The sequence below is a fragment of the Butyrivibrio sp. MB2005 genome (assembly GCF_000424285.1).
In the GTDB taxonomy this organism is placed as follows: Bacteria; Bacillota; Clostridia; order Lachnospirales; family Lachnospiraceae; genus Butyrivibrio.
Genome location: NZ_KE384157.1, coordinates 176,796 through 199,559, shown reverse-complemented (window position 1 = coordinate 199,559; position 22,764 = coordinate 176,796). Strand labels below are relative to the sequence as shown.

Genomic DNA, 22,764 nt, shown 5'->3' with positions numbered 1-22,764 from the left:
GCTGATACATGCCGATAAAAGATTTACCTGATTAGGAAGATGGCAACTTAGACTTTATCTCAAATCAGCACATAAGTTGCTACGTAAAAATATCACCTGAGGAGGAGCATTATGAAGAACTTCGAGAAGTATCAAAGGCAGTACTTTATGCCGCCAAAAGTTACATACGACTGGGTTAAGAAAGATTATCTTGATCACCCACCTATCTGGTGTAGTGTTGATCTTCGTGACGGTAATCAGGCACTTATAGAGCCAATGAGCCTTGATGAGAAGCTCGAATTCTTTACCATGCTTGTAAACCTTGGATTCAAGGAAATCGAGATCGGTTTCCCTGCAGCATCTGAGACAGAGTTTGAGTTTGCAAGAACACTTATCGAGAAGAACATGATTCCCGATGATGTTACCGTGCAGGTACTGACTCAGGCAAGAGAGCACATCATTAAGAGAACCTTTGAGGCTGTTAAGGGTGCTCCCAAGGCTATCATTCATCTGTACAATTCAACTTCTGTTGCACAGAGAGAGCAGGTATTTAAAAAGAACAAAGAGGACGTAAAGCAGATCGCCATTGATGGTGCTAAACTCCTTGATAAGCTTGCAAAAGAGACCAAAGGAAACTTCTCTTTTGAGTATTCACCTGAGAGCTTCCCCGGAACAGAAGTTGACTATGCAGTAGAAGTCTGCAACGCAGTTCTTGATGTTTGGAAGCCTACAAAGGAAAATAAGGTTATCATCAATATTCCTACAACTGTTGAGATTGCAATGCCTCACGTATTTGCAACCCAGGTTGAGTATATTCACAAGAATCTTAAATATCGCGATGCTGTAACACTTTCACTTCATCCTCACAATGACAGAGGATCAGGAATAAGTGATGCCGAGCTTGGATGCCTTGCCGGCGCAGATCGTATCGAGGGTACACTTTTCGGAAACGGTGAGCGTACAGGTAACGTTGATATCGTTACTCTTGCCATCAATATGTATTCACATGGCGTTGATCCCAAGCTTGATTTCAGCAGAATTAATGAGATCGGTGCAACCTATGAGCGCCTTACAAGAATGAGAATATTTGAGAGACAGCCCTATGCAGGACAGCTGGTATTCACAGCCTTCTCTGGTTCTCATCAGGATGCTATCAGTAAGGGATTCTCCTGGCATGACGCAGGAAAAGATAACGGAATATGGAGCGTTCCCTATCTGCCCATCGACCCCAAGGATCTTGGAAGAGAGTACGACGGAGATGTTATCAGAATCAATTCTCAGTCCGGAAAGGGCGGCGTAAGCTACATCCTCAAGACCAACTATGGCATGATGGTTCCCAAAGAAATGCAGGCTGACATCAGCTACACAATCAAGGATGTATCAGACAGAGAGCATGCTGAGCTGGCACCCGGACGTATTTATCAGATATTTGAGGATAAGTATGTTCACAACGAATCTGTATTTAAGGTAAATGAAGTTCACTTTAAGCAGGTTAACGGTATTCTTTGTGAGGTTACCATTTCTCATGCAGGAAAAGATCACGTTATTGAGGCAAACGGAAATGGTCGTCTCGATGCTGTAAGTAATGCATTTAAGCAGTATTTTGGAGTAAGCTATGAGCTTACAGTTTACGAGGAACACGCACTTAGCAGAGGTTCTTCTTCAAAGGCCTGCACCTATGTGGGAATCACCTGCGATGGCAAGAAGTTCTGGGGTGTAGGAATTGACGAAGATATCATCAGATCCTCCATCAATGCTTTGACAGTAGCTGTAAATCAGCTTGATGATGTGAAGAAGAGCACAGATGGCAAGGATGAGAGAATAAGCGCTATCCTTAATTACATTCAGGAGAATTACCTGACAGTTACTCTTGATGATCTCTCTAAGGAGTTCTATCTTTCAAAGCCTTATCTTTCCAAATATATTAAGGAAAAATCAGGCATGACCTTTGGCGAGAACGTTAAGAAGATCCGTCTTAAGAAGGCAAGTATACTTCTTAAAAACGGCAACATGAAGGTTGAGCGTGTTGCAGAGGCAGCAGGCTATCAGAACGTTGAACACTTCAACAGACTGTTCAAGAAAAAGTACGGTATGACACCTGTTCAGTATCGCAGCAACAGTCGATGACAGAAAATGAATTTAAAAATTTGCTAAATTAGCGGTTAAGTGATAACATTTTGGCAGTATCACAGCGTAAGGGCTGAGGGAGATACATATTCAATTCTTTAGGAGGAGGACATGAAAAAATGACATACGAAGAGGTTGTTTCAAAGGTAAGAGAAGCACTTACAGGCGTTGATGTAAGCAGCGTATCAGAGCATACAGCTATTCAGGTCAACGTTACAGGTGAGGGCGAAGGCGCTTTTTATATCGAGGTTCAGGATGGAAAAGTTAATGTTGAGCCTTACGATTACTTCGACCGCGATGTTCTTATCTATGCTTCTGCAGAGGATATTATCGGTGTGGCAGAAGGTAAGGTTGACGTTGTAAATGCTTATCTTACAGGTAAGATCGTAGCAGAAGGTGACCTTAGAAAGGCTGAGTTCTTAAAGAACGCAAGCAAGGAAAAGGCTGCTGCACCTGCTAAGAAGGCTGCTGCAAAGAAGCCTGCAACAAAGAAGCCTGCGGCTAAGAAGACCACAGCTAAGAAAGCACCGGCAAAGAAAACTGCCAAGAAATAATCTGATCAGACAATATTAGATATGGAAGGTGGCTGCTGAGTTTTTCGGCAGCCATTTTTTATTTCTTTTTTAGTAGGAAATACATGGAAATTCTATTAAAATATATGTATAATGCGAAAGCACAATTTTGTTTTTGAATATAAAAAGAGGTAGAAAAAATATGGCAACAAAAAATGTAGACGTACTTATTATCGGTGCAGGACCGGGAGGCATATTCTGTGCTTATGAGCTTATTCACAAGCGCCCGGACCTGAAGGTAATGATAGTTGAAAAAGGAAGATCAATAGAGAAAAGACAGTGCCCTAAGCGTACAACAGGAAAATGTGTAGGCTGCAAGCCCTGTTCAATTACAACAGGCTTTGCGGGAGCAGGCGCTTTTTCAGATGGAAAGCTTTCTCTTTCTCCTGATGTAGGCGGAACGCTTCCCGATATTCTCGGCTATGATGAAGCTACTAAGCTTATAAATGAGTCCGATGAGATCTATCTTTCCTTTGGCGCCGACAAGAGCGTTTATGGTGTAAATAAAGAGGAGCAGATCAGAGATATCAGAAGAAAGGCTATTAACGCCAATCTGAAGCTGGTTGAGTGCCCCATCAGACACCTTGGAACAGAAGAGGGCTATAAGATTTACAGTAAGCTTCAGGAGCATCTTTCTGAAAATGGCGTAGAGCTTAAATTCAACACCATGGTTGAGAAAATCCTCGTTGAAGACGGCGCAGCAACAGGTGTATGTACATCTGACGGTGAGACCATCTATGCAAAAGAGATCGTATCAGCTGTAGGCCGTGAGGGCGCTGACTGGTTCAGAGCTCAGTGCGAGGAAATCGGAATTGAGACCAAGCCCGGTACTGTTGACGTAGGCGTACGTGTAGAAGTAAGAGACGAAGTAATGCAGAGCCTTAATGAGAACCTTTATGAGGCTAAGCTTATTTACCATACCAAGACCTTTGATGACAAGGTTAGAACCTTCTGTACCAACCCTTCAGGCGAAGTGGCTACAGAGTACTATGAAGGCGGCCTTGCAGTGGTTAACGGACATGCTTACAAGAGCGCAGAGTATAAGACCAACAATACCAATTTTGCTCTGCTTGTATCCAAGAATTTCACCAAGCCCTTCAAGACTCCCATCGAATATGGTAAGAAGATCGCCGAGCTTGCAAACATGCTCTGTGATGGCAAAATCCTTGTTCAGACCTACGGCGATTTTAAGAGAGGCAGAAGAACAACCGATGAGCGTCTTGCCAGAAATAACCTTATTCCCACACTTAAGGATGCAGTACCCGGTGACCTTTCACTGGTATTTCCTCACAGAATAATGGTTGACCTTGATGAGATGATCCAGGCCCTTGATAAGGTTACTCCCGGAATTGCATCTGAGGAGACACTTCTCTATGGCGTAGAGGTTAAATTCTATTCCAACAAGGTTATTGTAAATAAAGACTTTGAAACCAGCATTAAGAATCTTCGCGCAATCGGAGACGGTGCAGGAATAACAAGAGGACTTCAACAGGCAAGTGCCAACGGACTTTGCGTTGCCAGAAGCATCCTTGCAAAAATGAGCTGATAACATGAGACGATATGGAAGTTTTTGGGGTAAAATAAAAAAGTTTATCGCCTGTGGTCTAATGATTACCTGCATGTTCTCATTTAGCGGCTGCGATAATTTAAAGGGCTCTAAGGTGGTTCTTACAACCGGATTTTTGAATGATGAGCTTTTCAGAATAGAGGACAGCTCCTGCATGAAATCTGAGTTTCTGGTATATCTTGTGAACTCACAGAACATGTATGTTCAGGGCCTTGGAGAAGATATTTTTGCGGTAAAAGCAGGCGACCAGACCATGGAGGAGAGCATAAAAGCTGACTGCCTTTCCACCATTTCACAGGTTAAGGCCATGAATCTTCTTGCAGCGGACACAGGGATAGAGCTCACTGATCCGGAAAAAGAGCAGGCAAACGAAGCTGCAACGGAATATTTTGAATCATTAAATGCCGATGAGATTGCTGGCATGGGTGGTATTACACAGGAGCAGCTTGCTTTGATGTATCAGGAGTATGCCACTGCAAACAAACTTTACGATTACATTATTCGCGATATCAATCCTGAGATAAGTGATGACGAAGCAAGAACCATCACTGTTGAGCAGATAGTCTTAAATACCTGGACTTTGGATTCTATGGGCGAGAAAGTGCCCATGAATACTGCCGAGAAAAACAGCTTAAGATCCACTGCTTCTCAGATCCTTCAGCAGCTTTATGATGGAACTGATTTTGACGTGCTGATAGAACAGTACAACGAAGCGGAGGAGGGAACCGTTTCCTTCGGTAAGGGAGAGGTTGATCCGATTTTGGAGGATGCTGCCTTTAACCTGGATAACGGCGAGATCAGCGGAATTGTTGAGACAGAGGATTCATACGTGATTCTTAAGTGCGTCAGCACCTTTAACCGTGAAGAGACTGAGGCTAATAAAGTCAGGATTGTTGAAGAGAGAAAGCGAGAGGTTTTCGGAAAACAGTACAATGAATACGCCGCGGGGCTTTCAAGAATATTCAACAATGAGCTTTGGAAAAAAATAAAAATTAACTACTCGGAGAACATGACTACCACATCCTTTTTTGATGTGTATCAGAAGCATTTTAAATAGTATGTTTTAAGGAAGTAGAGGGTTTTGCTATGAAGAGAAGAAATAAGATTTTTGAAATGGCACTACTGACAGCAGGAGCTGTATGCTTATGCTTTTCTTATTCGGGCGGCATGAGGGTAAGAGCTGCTTTGGATGTTAATGTATCCGAGTACGGCGCACTCCCTAATGATGGAAAAGATGACACAGAGCAGATAAACAGGGCTATCCGCGAGGTTTCGGAAGCAGGTGGTGGTACTGTAAATCTCGACTCAGGCGAATTCAATATTTCCACTCCTATTCAGATAGGAATAGAGCTTAAGGATAATGTCACCTTAAATATGACAGGCAGTACTGTTTTAAGGCTTAAGCCCAACGACAAAGGGTACTATGATTATATAGCCATCAAAAATGCTCACAATGTCACCATTAAGGGCGGTAAGATTTATGGCGATAAAAAGCAGCACGGCAAGGATTCCGAGGACTGTCATGCAGTCTGCATCAAGGATTCCAAGAACGTAAAGCTTGAGAATGTAAAGATATATGATGCAGTTACTGATGGTATTTATCTTGGCACCATGAATGACAGTGATAATCTCTATGGCTGCAGCAAAATCACCATTAAGAAATGTACTATATCAAACAGCGGCAGAAATAACATCGGTATCGTAGATGCTGATAATGTGACAATTGATGGCTGCACTATTAAGAAGGCAAAAGGGAAAGCACCTCAGTGCGGAATCCTCATTGAGCCCACCACAAACGGTGGCAAGGTTATAAAGGATCAGATCTGCTCGAATATTACTATCAAAAATACCAAGATCACCTGTGTTAAAAAGGGTGACAGAAATGGTCAGTTTTTTGCAATCATGATCCTCAATCCATATTATTACGCAGGGAAAAATAATGTCGTTGCCAAGAAGGTTACAATAGATAAATGTAATCTTGGAGGTGATGCAGGTAATTATTCAGGACAGAAGGTAACCCTTAAGAACACCACTGTAAAAGGTACTTTCTACGATCATAAGGGCACTAAGATAAAGAAGTGCAAGATCAGTAAATTATATAAATTCTAAAATTCAGAATGAAAATTACAAAAAAAATTTCGAAATCCTCATTTTTTAATGAGGATTTTTTTTTCATAATAAACAGGTAACAAACATAAATGAAGGCGCAACTATCTGACAAAAATGCGCTAAAGAAGGGAAGGTTACATATGAAAAAGAAGTTAATTAGTACAATGATGAGCCTTACAATGGCTGCAGGTCTTCTTGCTGGATGTGGCAACAGTGCTGCTACAACTACAGAGACCGCTGATTCAACAGCTAGTACAGAGGCATCCGAGGAGACAGCTGAGGCTACTGCTGAGGAGAGCACAGAGGAAGCTGCTGAGGAGACAACAGAAGAGACAACAGAGGCTGCTGAGTCAGGTGACAAGGTAACACTTAGCATCTACACCCAGTATGCTGATGACGATACCAAGGTTCCTTATGACTACGCAGTAGAGCAGCTTGCAGAAGCTTATCCCAATGTTGAGCTTAACCTCATCGTTCAGGCTCAGGATGATGGACAGACACTTAAGACTCTTGCAGCTACAGGTCAGCTTCCTGACATCTATCAGGCTAGTACAGATCTTATCAATACATTCCGTGAGAGTAACCAGATCATGGTTCTCAATGATGTTGCACAGTCAACAGGCTTCCTTGATAAGCTCTATGATGCAAACAAGGATCTTGCTTATGCAGAAGACGGTAACATCTACGCATTTCCTTTCTCAGGACAGGAATATGTACTTTGGTACTACAACAAGCAGCTCTTCGAGGAGAACGGACTTGAAGTTCCTAAGACCTACGATGACTTAAAGAACTGCATCGATACATTTACAGCAGCAGGCATCACACCTCTTGCACTTTTCGGTCAGGAAGGCTGGAACACAGCAGCTGCTTATGACGTAATCGCAACTCGTTACGCTGAGGGTGGCATCAAGGCTCTTGATGACCAGAGCGCAACAATCACAGATCAGGGTTATGTAGACGCTGCTAAGACAATGGAAGAGCTTGTTGCAGCAGGTCTTTATCAGAAGGATGCAACAACAACCAATTACGACCAGGCTTCAGAAATGTTCCTTTCAGGCAATGCTGCAATGTTCATCAACGGCCAGTGGTACATCGAGGATGCTACAAAGGGCCTTGGCGACAACGTAGACTGGATGTTCTATCCTGCAGCTGACGAAGCTTCATACGAGGCTGGTAAGAGTGCATTTTCAGGCGGCGGCAGTGCTTCAGGTTTCGCTGTAAATCCTGATTCTCAGAACCCTGAGCTTGCAGCAGAAGTTGCTGAATTCATCACAGAGAAGTACTGTGAGGCAAAGGTTATGTATCGTCACAATCCTCTCGTTGCAATCGACACAGGTAAAGAGCCTGATTCAGAGTATCCTGCAATGATGAAGAAGCTTTCAGATACACTTCCTTCAATCACATCAACAACAAAGTTCACATGGGGACTTACAAACTCAACATTCAACGATGGTATCCAGTCTGAGACACAGGGTCTTGTATCCGGTCAGTTCTCAGCAGATGAGTTCATCGAAGACATGACTGACATTATGGCAGACATGAACGATTAAAGATTAGGAAGGTCACAGACAACATGCTTGCATGGTTGTCTGTGACTTTACTAATCGAGCGAACATGAGGGAGTAGCGCGATAGCGCGGATCCCGAATGTTCGTAGGATTTCGAGAGCTTCGAAGAAGCGTAGAAATCCGTATCGTTCATGAACAACAAGCTACTAAAACTAACTTGAGGATTTCTTATGAAAAAATACATGGGCAACAAGCTTGCCATTTTGCTTTTTATAGCTCCGGCTCTTGCAATATTTATATTATTTGATTTTATTCCGATTGTTCAGGTATTCGGCTACAGCTTTACTGACTGGAACGGACTCACAATGCCTACTTTTACAGGCCTTAAAAACTACATCAAACTTTTTGGAGACAAAGTATTCGTTACATCCAATCGCAATCAGCTTATTTTTGCGATCATAATTACCGTCTATCAGATGTTGTTCGCTACTGTATTTGCGATCACCATTTCAGATAAAAAGATGAAGGGTAGAAAGTTCCTGCGCGTTGCATACTTCATTCCCGTTATTCTATCAGTAACCGTTGTTTGCCAGCTTTGGGGATCAATCTTCAATGGTAACGGACTTCTCAATAAGCTTTTCGAAGCAGCAGGTTCTGACTACTCACAGAACTGGCTTGGAGATCGTTATAAGGCTATTTACGTTATCTCCTTTGTCAATGCATGGCAGTGGATGGGATACCAGTTTGCACTTATCGTAGCAGGTATCAAATCAATTCCCAGTGATTACTACGAAGCAGCTAAAATCGATGGTTGCTCCAACGTAAGGGCTCACAGAAAGATTACAATTCCGCTTCTTGCAGAGACCTATAAGTTCTGTCTCATCATTTCTGTTACAGGTGGTATCAAGGCCTTCACCGAGATGAATATTTTGACAGGCGGTGGCCCCAACAAGTCCACTTACACACTTACATACATGATGTACAATGCAGCATTTAAGAAGTCTGATTACGGCTATGGTCTTGCAGCTGCCACAGTCATGGTACTTGAGTGCATGATGGTTATGCTTCTCATTAACTTCATTTTCCGTGACAAGGATCAGGGAAAGGAAGAAGAAAAATCAAGGAGGAAGAGAAATGCTTGAAGAAAAGAAACGTTCATTTTGGCATTATGTCTTTGTGGCATTTTGCTGGATATATGCAGCATTTTCCCTTTATCCGCTGATTTGGATGCTGTTTTATTCATTTAAAAATAACCAGGAGATTTTCGTAACAAATCCCTTTGGTTTTCCCTGGCCGCTTCACTTTGAAAACTATGTGACAGCCTGGACCAAATATGATGTACCGCTGTACTTTATGAACTCACTTATTGTTTCCATAGGAACTGTTGCGATCACAATCGTAAGTGCACTGCTTTTCTCCTATGCGACCAGCAGAATGGTATGGAAGCTTAAGACCTTCACAAGACTTTTTGTGGGACTTGGTATGTTCATCCCGGTACAGGCAATCATGATTCCTGTAGTAAAAATAGTTCAGCAGTTTAACATGATGGGAACCAGATGGTCCCTGATTTTTCCATACGTAGCAATTAACCTTGCATTTGCATGCATGGTTTACTACGGATTCTTCAAGGGTATACCGATCGAGCTTGAGGAGGCAGCCTGCATGGACGGCGCCAACATTTTCCAGACCTTTTTCCTCATCATCGAGCCCCTTGTAAGACCGGCAACAGTTACCCTTGTTATTTACATATTCTTAAATGCATGGAATGAATTCATTCTTGCAAACGTAGTTGTGGGAAGCATTGCAGAGCTCAAGACACTGCCTCTCGGTGTCCTGTTCTTCCAGGGCGAGTTTACCACCGACTGGGGCGGCATGGGAGCAACAATGGTTATCGCCAGCTTCCCTGCAATTATCGTTTACACACTCTTCTCCGAACAGGTAGAGAACGCAATGACTATCGGCGGAGCAGTTAAAGGTTAATTCAAAACTACCCATACCGGAATATAAGAAGCTTGGGGCCCTGCGGCTTTGGAAAGCGAAAAACTTCAGCTTGGGCCCGAAGGGGTCAGGCAGGCGTTCTCCTTCCGCGCCTCAAAGCATTCCAAGATATTCCGCTTGTTATGAGCATGTGTGATTTTGCAAAACTCGTATATTTTCAGGCGATAACACTAACATTATGCGGCCGTTTCGAGTCTCTATAGCTGAGTGATGATTATTCTTATGCCTATGAGCATCCATTGTGCGCGCGAAGAAAGTTGTTTGAGCAAGGGCTTCTGATTAACACTATTTATTGCTAAGCTGTATCTATTGTTGATTGGAAGCCCTTGTGAGTTTCTTTCGAGAGCGCGCATTAACAATGGATGCATGGGCATTAGAAAAATCTCACGAAGATAACGAGACTCGAAACGGCCGCATTTTGGTAGTTTGAGCGCCTGAAAACATACTCAGACATGTTGCAAAATCACACATATACCAGCGGAATATCTTGGAATTTCGGCAGAGGAAGGAGAACGCCTACCTGACCCTCGTGGGCCCAAGCTGAAGTTTTTCGGAGAAAGCCGCAGGGCCCCAGGCTTCTTTATTATTCGGTATGGGTAGTTTTGTGTGATATAATACTGTCATGAGTGATATGACAGTAAAGGAAATGGAAAGGCTTCACGGTAGATCGAGGAAGCCTTTTCGTAATATTTCATTAAAATATAAGATTGCATTTTTTACAGCGCTTGTGGCACTTATTCCTATGTTGACACTGGCGCTTCTTATGGTTTTCTTTTATAGCCGTGCCACACTTGAGCGAGGTAACAGACAGATTCAGGAAAATATCAGGATCATGTCTGACAGAATCGGTGCAGTGCTTGATAATGGTACGGTCTGTTCCAACAACTTCACTATTTCTGTAAGTAATTACTATAATGACAGATCCATGAAAAGTGTCACCAGGGAAAGTAAGATTCTCTCGGAGATGACCCAGGATCTGCTGATCTACAGAGGAATAGATTCCATCGTTTACCTAAATGATACCGGGCTTTTTATAACTACTGATCCTGCCCTTGAAAAAATGGAGGCTGACATCAGAAGCAGCGATTATATTGCGCAGCTTAAGGATACAAACGGTGTAACTTATCTCATGGATGCTGAAAATAATCCCATGAGCTACGAGGGCAGAGAGATTGTGACTCTTGGAAAAAGAGTTATCAATACCGTCACAGGTTCAGGAATGGGCTATGTCCTTATAAATATGGATAAGCCCAACCTTGTAAAATCTGCCAAAAGTGAGATTAGCTCATATTTTCTCTACGACAGACAGGGCTATTGCATAAGCGATGTCTTTGAGGATGAGATATGGCAAAGCCCGGAACTTCGGGACAGACTTTTTCTGGGAGAGGACTCTGAGTTTGTTTTTAATGGAAAAAATGCAAGGATCACCTTCGGAGACGGAGTAGTAGAGCATGATACCGAGCTTTCAAAACTGATCGGTGCAAGTGATGAGAGCGCACTTTTGTATTATGACGGCGCGACCTATCTGATTGGAAGAGCGGAACTGACCAATTATCACTGGAGTCTTATCGGTATCACCAATCTAAATAAGTTCAATGTCACAGGGGAAGAGCTTCGCTTTATTATGGGCATCACGACGGGTATTGCGGTTATTCTTCTTTTGATTTCTATCGTTATCTCCGTAACGCTGGTAACAAGGCCTCTTAGGGTTCTTCACGATGGCGCAGAGCAGATAGCAGAAGGGAATATGAGCGTTCGCTTCCACTTTAAGACCAGGGATGAAATTGGTCAGCTTGGACGAATTTTTAACTATATGACGGAGCGCAACAGAGAGCTTCTTATCAAGGTGGATGAGGAAGCTAAGAAGAAGCGCGAATACGAGCTAGCCCTTATTCAGGAGCAGGTAAAACCACATTTTTTGTATAATACGTTGGATATCATAATCATGCTTATCGAGATGAGCAGAAGCAGGGAAGCTGCAAGAGTTACCCAGAAGCTTGCTAATTACTACAAGAATTCCCTGTCCGGCAGTGATGAGATAGTAACCGTGGAGCGAGAAATACAGATCACGAGAGATTATCTGGATCTTCAGGTCATGAGGTATGGCGATAAGTTCAAATACAGATTTGATGTGGATGAAAACATAATGCAGGTGAATATTCCTAAGATGACTCTGCAGCCCCTTGTGGAAAATGCCATCTATCACGGCCTAAAGTATAAAGAAAACTGGGGCACCATAGAGATTAGTGGTAAGGTTCTTGATGAGGAGGATAAGGCTGTTATCCAGGTAAGGGATGACGGAATCGGAATAGAAGAACAGCGCCTTAAGGAAATGCAGGATACTCTGGAAAGCGGCGAGATTCTTGAGGATGAAGATAAAAAGCATTTTGGCGTGTACAGCGTTGACCACAGAATGCGCCTTTACTACGGAGATGAGTACGGAATCACTGTAGACAGCACCTACGGCGAAGGATCAACTGTTACAGTCAGCATTCCTCTGACACAAAACAAGGCATAAGGCGCAAGCTAAATGCTACATGCAATTTGCAAAGCTACTAGGAGCAGTTTTATGAATAAGATAATGATAGTCGATGATATGCCGATTTTTTTGGAATATCTAAGAGGCTGTATAGACTGGAATTCATACGGATTTGAGATATGCTGCGAAGCACACGATGGCAGGGAAGCTCTTGAGAAAATGGAGGAGTTTTTGCCTGATGTGGTGCTGACGGATATCACCATGCCCTATTTAAACGGCCTTGAGCTCTCCGAGGAGATAGTGAAAAATTATCCCGACACTGCGGTGATTCTGATCACGGGCAATAACGAATTCGAATATGCAAGAAAAGCAGTAAAAATAGGTGTCTGCGATTATATTGTTAAACCCTTTGAAAAAGAAGAACTGATCCTTAGCCTTCTTAAGCTCCAGGATAATATCGGTAAAGCTGTGGAGAATGACGACATTGAAGGAACTGTGGAAGATGACGGTATGCAGGAAAAGCTTCGCAAGCTCATATATTCTGCCCAGAATCAGTCGGAGGATGAGATTATAGACGACCTTGGTGTTAAAGGGAAATATCCCCTTCTTGCAGTTTGCAGCCTTGCAAAAAGCATGAACAAATCCGCCATGGAAGTGGAGCAGATAATGAACTGGGAGCAGATGTTTGTGAGAATGCTTCGCGGCAGAATTGAGATTGACGGAGATTACAGACTTTTTCACGACTATGAGAATAATATTGTGGTACTGCTTTCCTTTGACAGCACAAAAAAAAGAAATCAGTACAAGGGCTATGAATTTGTGGATCTGTCCCAGATCATCAAGAGCCAGCTGGATATGGAGATGGTGACCTGCATGAGCGAGCCGGAAAACGGCTACAGCGGAATACATGATCTCTATGAGAAAATCCTTTCAAAGCTTTCTGAAAAGACCACGGAATCTCTTATTGATCTTAGGGTGACAGCAGGCGAAAACGGTGAATTCAAGGTAAAACAGCAGATTTCGCTGGATGCAGTTTTCAGGCTGAACCGCGACCTTGAAACTCTGCAGGCTGATGATGCAAGAGATGCGATTACAGAGATATGGGACAGGATGGCTCAGAGCGATTCACCAATGGCAGATATAAACATATTGTCAGGGGCTGTGAGCGTCCTTTTGACCAATATCATACAATCTGGATTTTCAATAGAAGCAATCTACGGTAAGGGTTTTTCTCCCGAAAAAGAGCTTATGTCCATCAGCACAAGAGAGGGCATGAGAGATAAGATAATCGAGATGTATGAGAAGAGGATTGAGTTCCAAAAGTCCAAGGAGGACTCCAAATCCCATAGCATTGCCGTCGCAGCAAAGGAATACATCGAGAATAATTACCACAACAATCAGCTTTCAATTGCAGATATTTCCGATGCGCTTTTAGTAAATCAGACATATCTCAGGCGCATGTTTAAGGCAGAGATGAATATGACACTTCAGGAATACATGACTCAGTACCGCATGCACAAGGCGAAAAAACTGATTTTAGAGACCGATGAAAAGCTTGCAGAGATCGCAGAGAATGTGGGCTACAGCGATGTGAGCTATTTTTCCAACTGCTTTAAAAAGTTTTATGGGGTATCACCCAGAAGTATGCAGAAATAATTTAAAAGACCATAGCGCGGTTCCTTTTCAGGTTCCACACTATGGTCTTTTCTATAAGAACATTGCCCATGTATTTCGGTTATATATTTTTGAATCTTTGTTTGTATTTATACATATTCTTGTCAGCCTGTTCAAAGATTTTGTTAACGGAAGAGCTTTTGTCCCCACGGGCATACCCTGCTGCGATGGTGACTTCACCCTTAACCCGGTTTTCATTATTTTTTGCTTCTAATACACTTAACAAATAATCAATTTTCTTATAGTCATAACCTTGGGCAATTGCAACAAATTCGTCACCGCCAATTCTGAATACAGGGCTGTGAGCGAAGGTTTCGCAAATTATTTTGCATCCGCTTTTAATATATTCATCACCCTTTTTATGACCGAATGTATCATTTATATATTTTAAATTATTCAGATCAAACACTATGATTGCATAGTCCTTAGCATTACCTTCAGCCAACTGATTGTTTAAAGTCGTTTCTGCTGCAGTATAAGCATGCTTGTTCTTTATACCGGTCAGGGCATCGGTTGTGGCAAGATTTTCAGCGTCTGCCAGGGCTTCTGTAAATTCGGCTTCCTTTCTTACCTGATTATCAATGTTGATCAGTCCGATAATCATTTTAGAATCATCATTTTCCTTGGACAGAACTGCTCTGAATTCAAAGAAAGTGGGCTTATCATCAATGATAAGTCTGTAGATATGTGAGAAGATGCCATCATTTTCTAATGTGCTGAGAATATTGTTTTTATTTACCTTACGCAAGAATTCTGCTAAATCATCCTTATAAATGGCAGATTTTATTCTGCGATTGGTTTCATCAAAAAAGTCGGTTCCCTTGGCGTTTTCTCCTATAAATGCTTCGCCTTCTGTGGTTTTGTATATAGTAAAAGAATCATCAATCAGATCAATGCAATATATAGCATAGAAGTTTCCGCATAAATTAGCCATTCGAGAATAAATAGCCCGTTCTTCTCTAATTTTCTCATATGCTTGCAGTTGTTTGATTCGAGGATCGACGTTATATATACCTATGATCAGATGATTGCTGTTATTCGTTTCCAGCACAGCCTTGAAATTAACATACCGTATGCCGTAGCTGTCATTGGCTCTGTAAGTGATAGAGAACATTCCATTATCATGTATGTTCTTCAATATATTTTCCTTTGTGCAGAGAGTTTTAAACATTTCTCTGTCTTCTTCGTAGGTTTTACCCTCTGTGTCATTCTGAGCGTCAAAGAAGAAATCCTCACCTCTTTTTTCAATTGTTACATTGCTATTAGAATCGTCAAAACGATATTCGGCATAATTATTCGTCTCTAAATCGACGAAGTACATAGTAATATAATCTTCCGAGAGAGAACGGATGATTTGATTAAATGATAAAAAATCTATTTTTTTCTCTGATGCCTCTGATGAAAGAATTGTAAGCAAAAAGGCGGTTTTGCCTGTCTCAGAGTTATGTGCGATTTTTTGGAGCATAAGATGAACTGCCATTCCTGAAGGCGATTTGTCGTCTACAATTATCGTGTCATCACTATTGATGCAATTTTTTATAGCATTAAAGGTAAGTGATCCGGGTACACCATCACCGGTGACGGTACTGAATGTACGCAGCTCCTTATTATCAGGGAAATTATCATATACAAACGCTTTCATTGTGGTATTACAGCGCAAAATAGTTATCTGATCATTATAATATTCCATGACTGCTGCAGGAATAATTTCGGTTTTACTGGTTTGTCCGTGTATATCTTTTACGCCGATTGTCTGGTGGAGATTTATTCTGTCAATAGCATCGAAGTAATATGACTCTGTGGCACTTTCGAGCCATAAAAAATGTTTGTTTGCACTGAAATTATCAAATAACTGTTGTACAGCCTGCGGTCTGCAGAAGAAGTATCCCTGATGCTTGGAACAGCCTACTTCCTTTAAGAAATCCACTTGCTTTTGGGTTTCAACGCCTTTTGCTACAGTTTCGATTCCATATGAAGTGGCCATATTTACAAGACTTGACAGTGCTTTAATGGCGTTATCATTATCCGGAATCTGTCTTACAATATCCATATTGAATTTCAGAGTATCAAAATGAAGCTTCTGAGCAAGCAAAAGCGAAATGTCACCTTTACCATAATCATCAAGCTCAAGCCGATATCCCAATTTTTGTAATTTTGAAAGGTGTTCTATTATTTTATGATATTCTATTGCAGTAGAACCTGCCGAGATTTCAAAAGCAATAAGATTTTTTGAAATACCGGATTTCGAGACCTTCTTATCTATTATGTTTATAATATCTGCAGATTGAAAATCGAGTTGGGAAAAATTGATTGATGTTGATACAATCGGAACATTATTATCAATCTGTCTTTGCATCTTTTCCAGAATCTTATCCAGAATGAACAAATCCAGACGATTTACAGCACCGGCCTCTTCCAGGACAGGAATAAAATCATTGGGATTAAGAACGCCTAATACCGGATCATCCCACCGTGCTAAGGCTTCTTCTTCACATACTTTTCCATTTGACGAACGAACTATAGGCTGGATATATATTTCAATCCAACCATTCTCTATTGCCCGGTCAAAATTATTTAATAAATATTCGTTCCTGTTTTCCAAAATATAATTCTTCTGCATATGGGCACCTAAATGAAAGAACTAAATTACAAACAAAGTTGAATATAATTACATACATATTATATCAAATTATTGAACAAATAACCAATTGTTAGCACTCTGTTGTTATGAGTGCTAATTTTTTATTGACTTTTGTGTCTGGCGGAATTAAACTCGTATTTGTGGAATGGAGGCACATAATTATGGCAAAAAAAGGTAATCTTTCAATTAACTCAGAGAATATGTTCCCTATTATCAAGAAGTGGCTGTATTCTGACCACGACATATTCTATCGTGAGGTTATTTCAAACGCATGTGATGCTATCACAAAGATCAAGAAGATGGATATGATGGGTGAGTACGAGCTCCCTGAGGGCTACAAGCCTCGTGTAGACATCGTTCTTAACGATAAAGACAAGACCATTAAGATCATCGATAATGGTATCGGTATGACTGCAGAAGAGGTTGAGGAGTACATCAACCAGGTAGCTTTTTCAGGTGCTACTGACTTCCTTAATAAGTACAAGGATAAGGCTAATGCTGACCAGATCATCGGTCACTTCGGACTTGGTTTCTATTCAACCTTTATGGTATCTGATTATGTAGACATTGATACTCTTTCATACAAGTCAGATGCTGCATCTGTTCACTGGACCTGTGATGGCGGTTCTGATTTCGAGATGGATGACGGAGATAAGAAGGAGATCGGTACTACAATCACTCTCCACTTATCAGACGACTGCCTTGAGTTCTGCAACGAGTACAAGGCTCGCGAAGTAGTTGAGAAATACTGCTCATTCATGCCTTATGAGATCTATATCTCAAGAGAAAATGAAGAGGGCACAGAGACCATTAAGGAATCTGAGAAACGTGATGATGACGTTGTAATCGAGGTTATCGAGCCTGAGAAAAAAGATGACGCTAAGGCAGAGGGCGAGTCTTCCGAGGAGAAGGAAGAGGAGAAGAAGCTTAAGATCAAGAGACGTCCTCAGCTTGTAAATGATACACATCCTCTTTGGGCTAAGACTCCCAAGGATTGCACAGATGATGAGTACAAGGAGTTCTACAGAAAGGTATTCCGCGACTACAAGGAGCCCCTTTTCTGGATCCACCTCAACATGGATTATCCCTTCAACCTTAAGGGTATTCTTTACTTCCCTAAGATCAACATGGAGTTTGAATCTGCTGAGGGAACAATTAAGCTTTACAACAACCAGGTATTTATCGCTGATAACATCAAAGAAGTTATCCCTGAGTATCTGATGCTTCTTAAGGGCGTAATTGACTGTCCTGATCTGCCTCTTAACGTATCAAGAAGTGCACTTCAGAACGACGGCTTTGTAAAGAAGATTTCAGACTACATTTCTAAGAAGGTAGCTGAGAAGCTTGCAGGTCTTTGCAAGACAGATAAAGAGAACTACGACAAGTACTGGGAGGATATCTCACCCTTCATCAAGTATGGTTGCCTTAAGGATGACAAGTTCTGCGAGAAGATGAACGACTATATTCTTTTCAAGAATCTTGACGGAAAATATCTCACACTTCCCGAAGCACTCCAGATCAACAAGGATGCTGAGGAAGCTGCAGCAGCTGAAGAAGCTAAGGATGAAAATGGTAACAAAGTAGAAGCTGAAGTAGTAGACGCTGATGGCAATACAGTAAGTGATGATGCCAAGACTGATGATAAGAAGGACGAGGAGAAAGAGCCCCGTACCATCTACTATGTAACCGATGAACAGCAGCAGAGCCAGTACATCAACATGTTCAAGGCTCAGAAGATGGATGCATTCATACTTAATCACAACATCGATGTTCCTTTCATCCAGCAGCTTGAGTCCAAGAACCAGGATATCCGCTTCCAGAGAATCGATGCTGACCTTACAGATACCTTCAAGAGCAAAACTTCCAAGAAGGCTGAGAAGGAGTTCGAGGAGATCGAGAAGACTATCGGTGAGAAGATGAAGAAAGCTCTTAAGAATGAGCAGCTGGTTGTTAAGGTTGAAAAGCTTAAGGATAAGAAGATTTCATCAATGCTCACTGTATCAGAGGATACACGTCGTATGCAGGATATGATGAAGATGTATGCTGCCAACGGAATGATGATGGGCGACCTTGGAATGGGCGGACAGACCCTTATCCTCAATGCTAACCATCCTCTTGTTAAATATGTAATGGATAACGGTGAGGGCGAGAACGTAGATACAATCTGTGAGCAGCTCTACGACCTTGCACGTATTCAGAACGCACCGCTTGATGCTGAATCAATGACTAAGTTCATTCAGAGAAGCAACGACATCATGATGCTTCTGGCAAAATAAATAGGGCTAAAGTTAAAAAAAATGTAAAATACTTTAGCGAGTGTATACGAAATAACACTAATATAAATTTGATATAATTAAACAGTAAAGCAGCGCATTTATGCGCTGCTTTACTTATTGTACCACCATAATTACTAAACTTAATCGATTTAGCGTTGACGAAATTTTGTGCAAAATGCACATTGGACATGTGTCAATGCTCGGAAAGGTATTGTTTATGCATATTCCGGGAGACGGGTGATTTACATAATTGTGCGGATTTAACATTTTTTAACATTTTTCAATCAATAGTATGTGATATTTTTATCAAATCGCGTTGCACTCGCTTGGAGCAAAGACTATAATTATAAAAACTGATAAAAAAACCGGTAATTTTGCATCAGTTTTTGTGTAGTTTGGAGATAAACTCTTTGGGGAAGGAATGAAAAAGGTTTTGTTGGGGGAGTCGTTTTTAACATTGTTAAAAATGTTAATTTCTGTTAATCACGTGCATATCTAAAATGCACATCCCAATTCTAGATCATTCCACAATATAGAAACAAAATTACTAGATTAAGCAGACAGCTAAGGGAGGATTTTTTATGAACGTAATGCATTCGGAGTGGCGAGGCAGAATATCACATTGGATGCGTACTCTGAAAGACGATTTCTATGAGCCCATAGGAGAATTCAAATGGGAAGCTGCAAGGACAATGGAAGAGCTTCCTTTTGATAAATTGGATTCACTGACATTTGCTCCTGTAGAGCCGGGATTCACCTGGGGTAATCTTTGGGAGTATTGCTGGTTTCGCTCAACTATTACTTTGCCGGAAAGCGCTGCAGGTAAGCGCATAGTAATGAAGCTTGTACCCGGCGGAGAGAGCACACTTTTTGTAAACGGTAAGAGCTTTGGAACTCACAGAGCTGAGTGGGTTTGGGTACCGCATCACTATATCGAGGACAACGTGCTCACTACAGATGGTAAGCCCGGTGAGAAATTCGACATATTGATGGAGACCTACGCAGGACATTATGTACCGGAAGCTCCTGATGGCGGATGTGCTACAGGACCGGTACTTCCCGGAAGTTATCAGGATCCTGCAGTTGAGGGAAAGCGCAGAACGCTTGGTGTCAGCACCTTCGGTATTTGGAACGAGGATGCTTACCAGCTTTATATGGACGTTGATACACTTAATCAGCTTCTTGGAACCCTGGATCAGACATCACTTAGGGCAGCCAAGATTGCAAAAGCTCTTGAGCAGTTTTCTCTGATAGTTGATTTTGAACAGGACAAGGAAGCCAGAATAGCAAGCTACCGCAAGGCGAGAGAAGCAATCAAGCCTTATCTTGAAGCTAAGAACGGCTCCACAATGCCTGAGTATTATGCAATCGGTAATTCGCATCTTGATCTTGCATGGCTCTGGCCTATGCAGGAGACCTACAGAAAAACAGCAAGAACCTTCGCAGCTCAGCTAAGACTCATTGAGCAGTATCCTGAATACAAATATCTTCAGAGTCAGCCTGCTGCATATGAGATGTGCAGAAAATACTATCCGGAGCTCTTTGAGAGAATCAAGGAAGCTATAAAGGGCGGACAGTGGATTGCAGAAGGTGCTATGTGGGTTGAGCCAGACACCAATATGGCCGGCGGCGAAGCACTTATTAGACAGCTCCTTTATGGTAAGCAGTACTACAAAGAAGAGTTTGGAGTAGACAGCGTAGTACTCTGGCTTCCAGATACCTTTGGATACACAGCGGCGCTGCCTCAGATTCTTAAGGGCTGCGATGTTAAGTATCTTGTTACTCAGAAGATTTTCTGGTCCTACAACGAAGGTGATATTTTCCCTTACCACTACTTCAACTGGGAAGGAATGGACGGAACAAAGATCACCGCGTTCCTGCCTACAAGCTACACCTACAGAACGGATCCTTCGCAGCTTGACGAAGTTTGGAAGGGTAGAAGTCAGGTTCAGGACCTTGACGCTTTCCTTCTTCCTTACGGATACGGCGATGGAGGCGGCGGCCCCAGCAGAGACTTTGTGGAGTATGCCCTTAGAGAAAAGGATCTTGAAGGTGCTCCGAAGGTTAAGATGGCAGGCCCTGTAGAGTTCTTTGAGGACATGGATAAAAAGGGCGGTCCTGTTAATACCTACACAGGCGAGCTTTATTTCTCAGCTCACAGAGGTACCTACACCTCTCAGGCTAAGGTTAAGAATAATAACAGAAGAGCAGAACTTGCTCTTAGAGATATGGAATTCCTTGGAAGTGTAGCACTTCTAAAGGGCGGAAGCTACGACCTTGAGGGAGCAGGTGATCTCTGGAAGGAAGTACTTCTTCATCAGTTCCATGACATACTTCCCGGCTCAGGAATCGCAAGGATGTACATTGAATCCAATGAGCGTATGGAGAAGGTAAGAGAAAAGGCAGCAGATAAGCAGAAGGAATATGCAGCATCTGTTTGCGAAGCTGATGATAGCGGTGCAGTAACCGTGTTCAATACTCTTTCCTTTGAGACCACAAGACTTGTTGAGCTTCCTGAGAGTTTTTCAAAAGGTGCTAAAACAGTTGATGGTGAAACTCTTCAGACAGAGACAGCTGACGGTAAGACAGTAGCCCGCATAACCATCCCTTCAATGGGAGCAGTTACAATTCTTCCCTGTGATGAGACAGTGGATGAAGTCAAGGCTACAGCATTAAAGACAGGTACTGATTTCGTTCTTGAAAACAGCAAGGTTAGAGCGGTAGTTAACGATAAGGGCGAGGTTATAAGCTTTGTTCTTAAGTCTTCCGGAAAAGAGTTTGCGGGGGAACCCATGAACAGATTCCATCTGTTTAAGGATGTACCAAGACTCTTTGATGCATGGGATATTGATTCCAACTACATCGAGCAGGAGATAGAAGGTGCAACAGATATTCAGGTAGAGATGATAAAGGACGGCGGCCTTTGCGCAAAGCTTTTGGTAACCGGAAAGATCAGCAATTCTACCTATAAGCAGATCATTTCTCTTGATGCAGAGGATGACAGAATAAGATTTGAAACTGAGGTTGACTGGGACGAACTCCACAGACTCCTCAAGGTGGGCTTCCCCACAACGATCTACGCTACTGAGGGTATAAACGAGATGCAGTTTGGATATGTAAAGCGTCCTACCCACAGATCCAGAGCTTATGACAAGGACCGTTTTGAGGTTTGCAACCACAGATATACAGCCCTTACAGATGGCGGCAGTGGCGTAGCGGTACTTAATGATTGTAAGTACGGAATCAGCATGAACGGTTCTTCTTTGGAGCTTACACTTCTTAGAGGTGCTGCATCCCCTGAGATGAGAGCCGACAAGGGACATCACAAATTCACCTATGCATTTACTGCATGGGAAGGAAGCTTCATAGACAGTGATGTTGTAAGAAAGGGCTATGAGCTTAATGTAGAGCCTTATGTTTTTGAAGGAAAAACAGAAAGCTTCTCATTAGCAGAGGCAGATAAAAATAATATTTTCATAGATACAGTTAAACCTGCAGAGGATGGTTCCGGCGATGTGATCATGAGACTTTATGAGGCAGCAGGTGCCGCAACAACCGCTACTGTAAGGACAATGCTTAAGGGAAGCGCAGATCTTTGCAATATGTTGGAGGAACAGCAGGAGAGTATCGGAGAATTTGACGGTGAATTCGCTCTTGATTTCAGAGCTTTCGAAGTCAAGACAGTCAGAATAAAGGGCTGACTGGTTTAAAAAGGTTTCATCTGCTTTTGTAAGACCGAAAAGAAAGGAGGGAGGAAAGGATAAGGTAAAAAGGGGTTCAGGTCCTATGAACGCAGAGAATATAAGAAAGACTTATTATAATAGGAGGTGTTTTT

At 42.1% G+C, this 22,764-nt stretch carries 13 protein-coding genes; 12 read left to right on the top strand and 1 reads right to left on the bottom strand.

The features are described 5' to 3' along the window. Positions 1-111 precede the first annotated feature (111 nt). The 10 genes from G610_RS0115890 to G610_RS0115845 all read left to right on the top strand — a co-directional run bounded on the left by G610_RS0115890 (position 112) and on the right by G610_RS0115845 (position 13,994). A complete protein-coding gene (locus G610_RS0115890; protein ID WP_026525555.1) occupies positions 112-2,106 on the top strand; it encodes a 2-isopropylmalate synthase in 1,995 nt (664 codons plus the stop codon). A 119-nt stretch (positions 2,107-2,225) separates the two neighbouring features. Continuing rightward, positions 2,226-2,660 carry an SCP2 sterol-binding domain-containing protein gene (locus G610_RS0115885; RefSeq protein WP_026525554.1) on the top strand — a complete coding sequence of 145 codons (435 nt, stop codon included), beginning with the start codon at positions 2,226-2,228 and terminating at the stop codon, positions 2,658-2,660. Positions 2,661-2,820: 160 nt separating this feature from the next. Continuing rightward, positions 2,821-4,224: an NAD(P)/FAD-dependent oxidoreductase gene (locus tag G610_RS0115880; RefSeq protein ID WP_026525553.1), complete on the top strand. Its 1,404-nt coding sequence runs from the start codon at positions 2,821-2,823 to the stop codon at positions 4,222-4,224. 4 nt (positions 4,225-4,228) lie between these two features. Then, positions 4,229-5,302: a peptidylprolyl isomerase gene (locus G610_RS0115875; protein WP_051198062.1), complete on the top strand. Its 1,074-nt coding sequence runs from the start codon at positions 4,229-4,231 to the stop codon at positions 5,300-5,302. A 29-nt stretch (positions 5,303-5,331) separates the two neighbouring features. After that, complete coding sequence (locus G610_RS0115870) at positions 5,332-6,354, top strand: right-handed parallel beta-helix repeat-containing protein (protein WP_026525551.1); 1,023 nt, start codon at positions 5,332-5,334, stop codon at positions 6,352-6,354. A 140-nt stretch (positions 6,355-6,494) separates the two neighbouring features. After that, positions 6,495-7,904 carry an ABC transporter substrate-binding protein gene (locus G610_RS0115865; protein ID WP_026525550.1) on the top strand — a complete coding sequence of 470 codons (1,410 nt, stop codon included), beginning with the start codon at positions 6,495-6,497 and terminating at the stop codon, positions 7,902-7,904. Positions 7,905-8,091: 187 nt separating this feature from the next. Continuing rightward, complete coding sequence (locus G610_RS0115860) at positions 8,092-9,003, top strand: carbohydrate ABC transporter permease (protein WP_026525549.1); 912 nt, start codon at positions 8,092-8,094, stop codon at positions 9,001-9,003. After that, positions 8,996-9,841: a carbohydrate ABC transporter permease gene (locus G610_RS0115855; protein WP_026525548.1), complete on the top strand. Its 846-nt coding sequence runs from the start codon at positions 8,996-8,998 to the stop codon at positions 9,839-9,841. The genes G610_RS0115860 and G610_RS0115855 overlap by 8 nt, the downstream gene beginning before the upstream one ends. Positions 9,842-10,490: 649 nt before the next feature. Further along, on the top strand, positions 10,491-12,377 hold the full coding sequence (locus G610_RS21320; RefSeq protein ID WP_051198061.1) for a sensor histidine kinase: 1,887 nt from the start codon (positions 10,491-10,493) through the stop codon (positions 12,375-12,377). 51 nt (positions 12,378-12,428) lie between these two features. Then, positions 12,429-13,994: a response regulator transcription factor gene (locus tag G610_RS0115845; protein ID WP_035797770.1), complete on the top strand. Its 1,566-nt coding sequence runs from the start codon at positions 12,429-12,431 to the stop codon at positions 13,992-13,994. A 79-nt stretch (positions 13,995-14,073) separates the two neighbouring features. On the opposite strand, the gene G610_RS0115840 is transcribed toward G610_RS0115845, so the two are convergent. Next, complete coding sequence (locus G610_RS0115840) at positions 14,074-16,614, bottom strand: bifunctional diguanylate cyclase/phosphodiesterase (protein ID WP_196809859.1); 2,541 nt, start codon at positions 16,612-16,614, stop codon at positions 14,074-14,076. Positions 16,615-16,811: 197 nt separating this feature from the next. Between G610_RS0115840 and htpG the strand changes: the two genes are divergently transcribed. Next, positions 16,812-18,929, top strand: coding sequence for a molecular chaperone HtpG (gene htpG / locus G610_RS0115835; RefSeq protein ID WP_026525545.1), 2,118 nt, complete (start codon positions 16,812-16,814; stop codon positions 18,927-18,929). A 581-nt stretch (positions 18,930-19,510) separates the two neighbouring features. Further along, positions 19,511-22,630 carry an alpha-mannosidase gene (locus G610_RS0115830; protein WP_026525544.1) on the top strand — a complete coding sequence of 1,040 codons (3,120 nt, stop codon included), beginning with the start codon at positions 19,511-19,513 and terminating at the stop codon, positions 22,628-22,630. Positions 22,631-22,764: the final 134 nt, after the last annotated feature.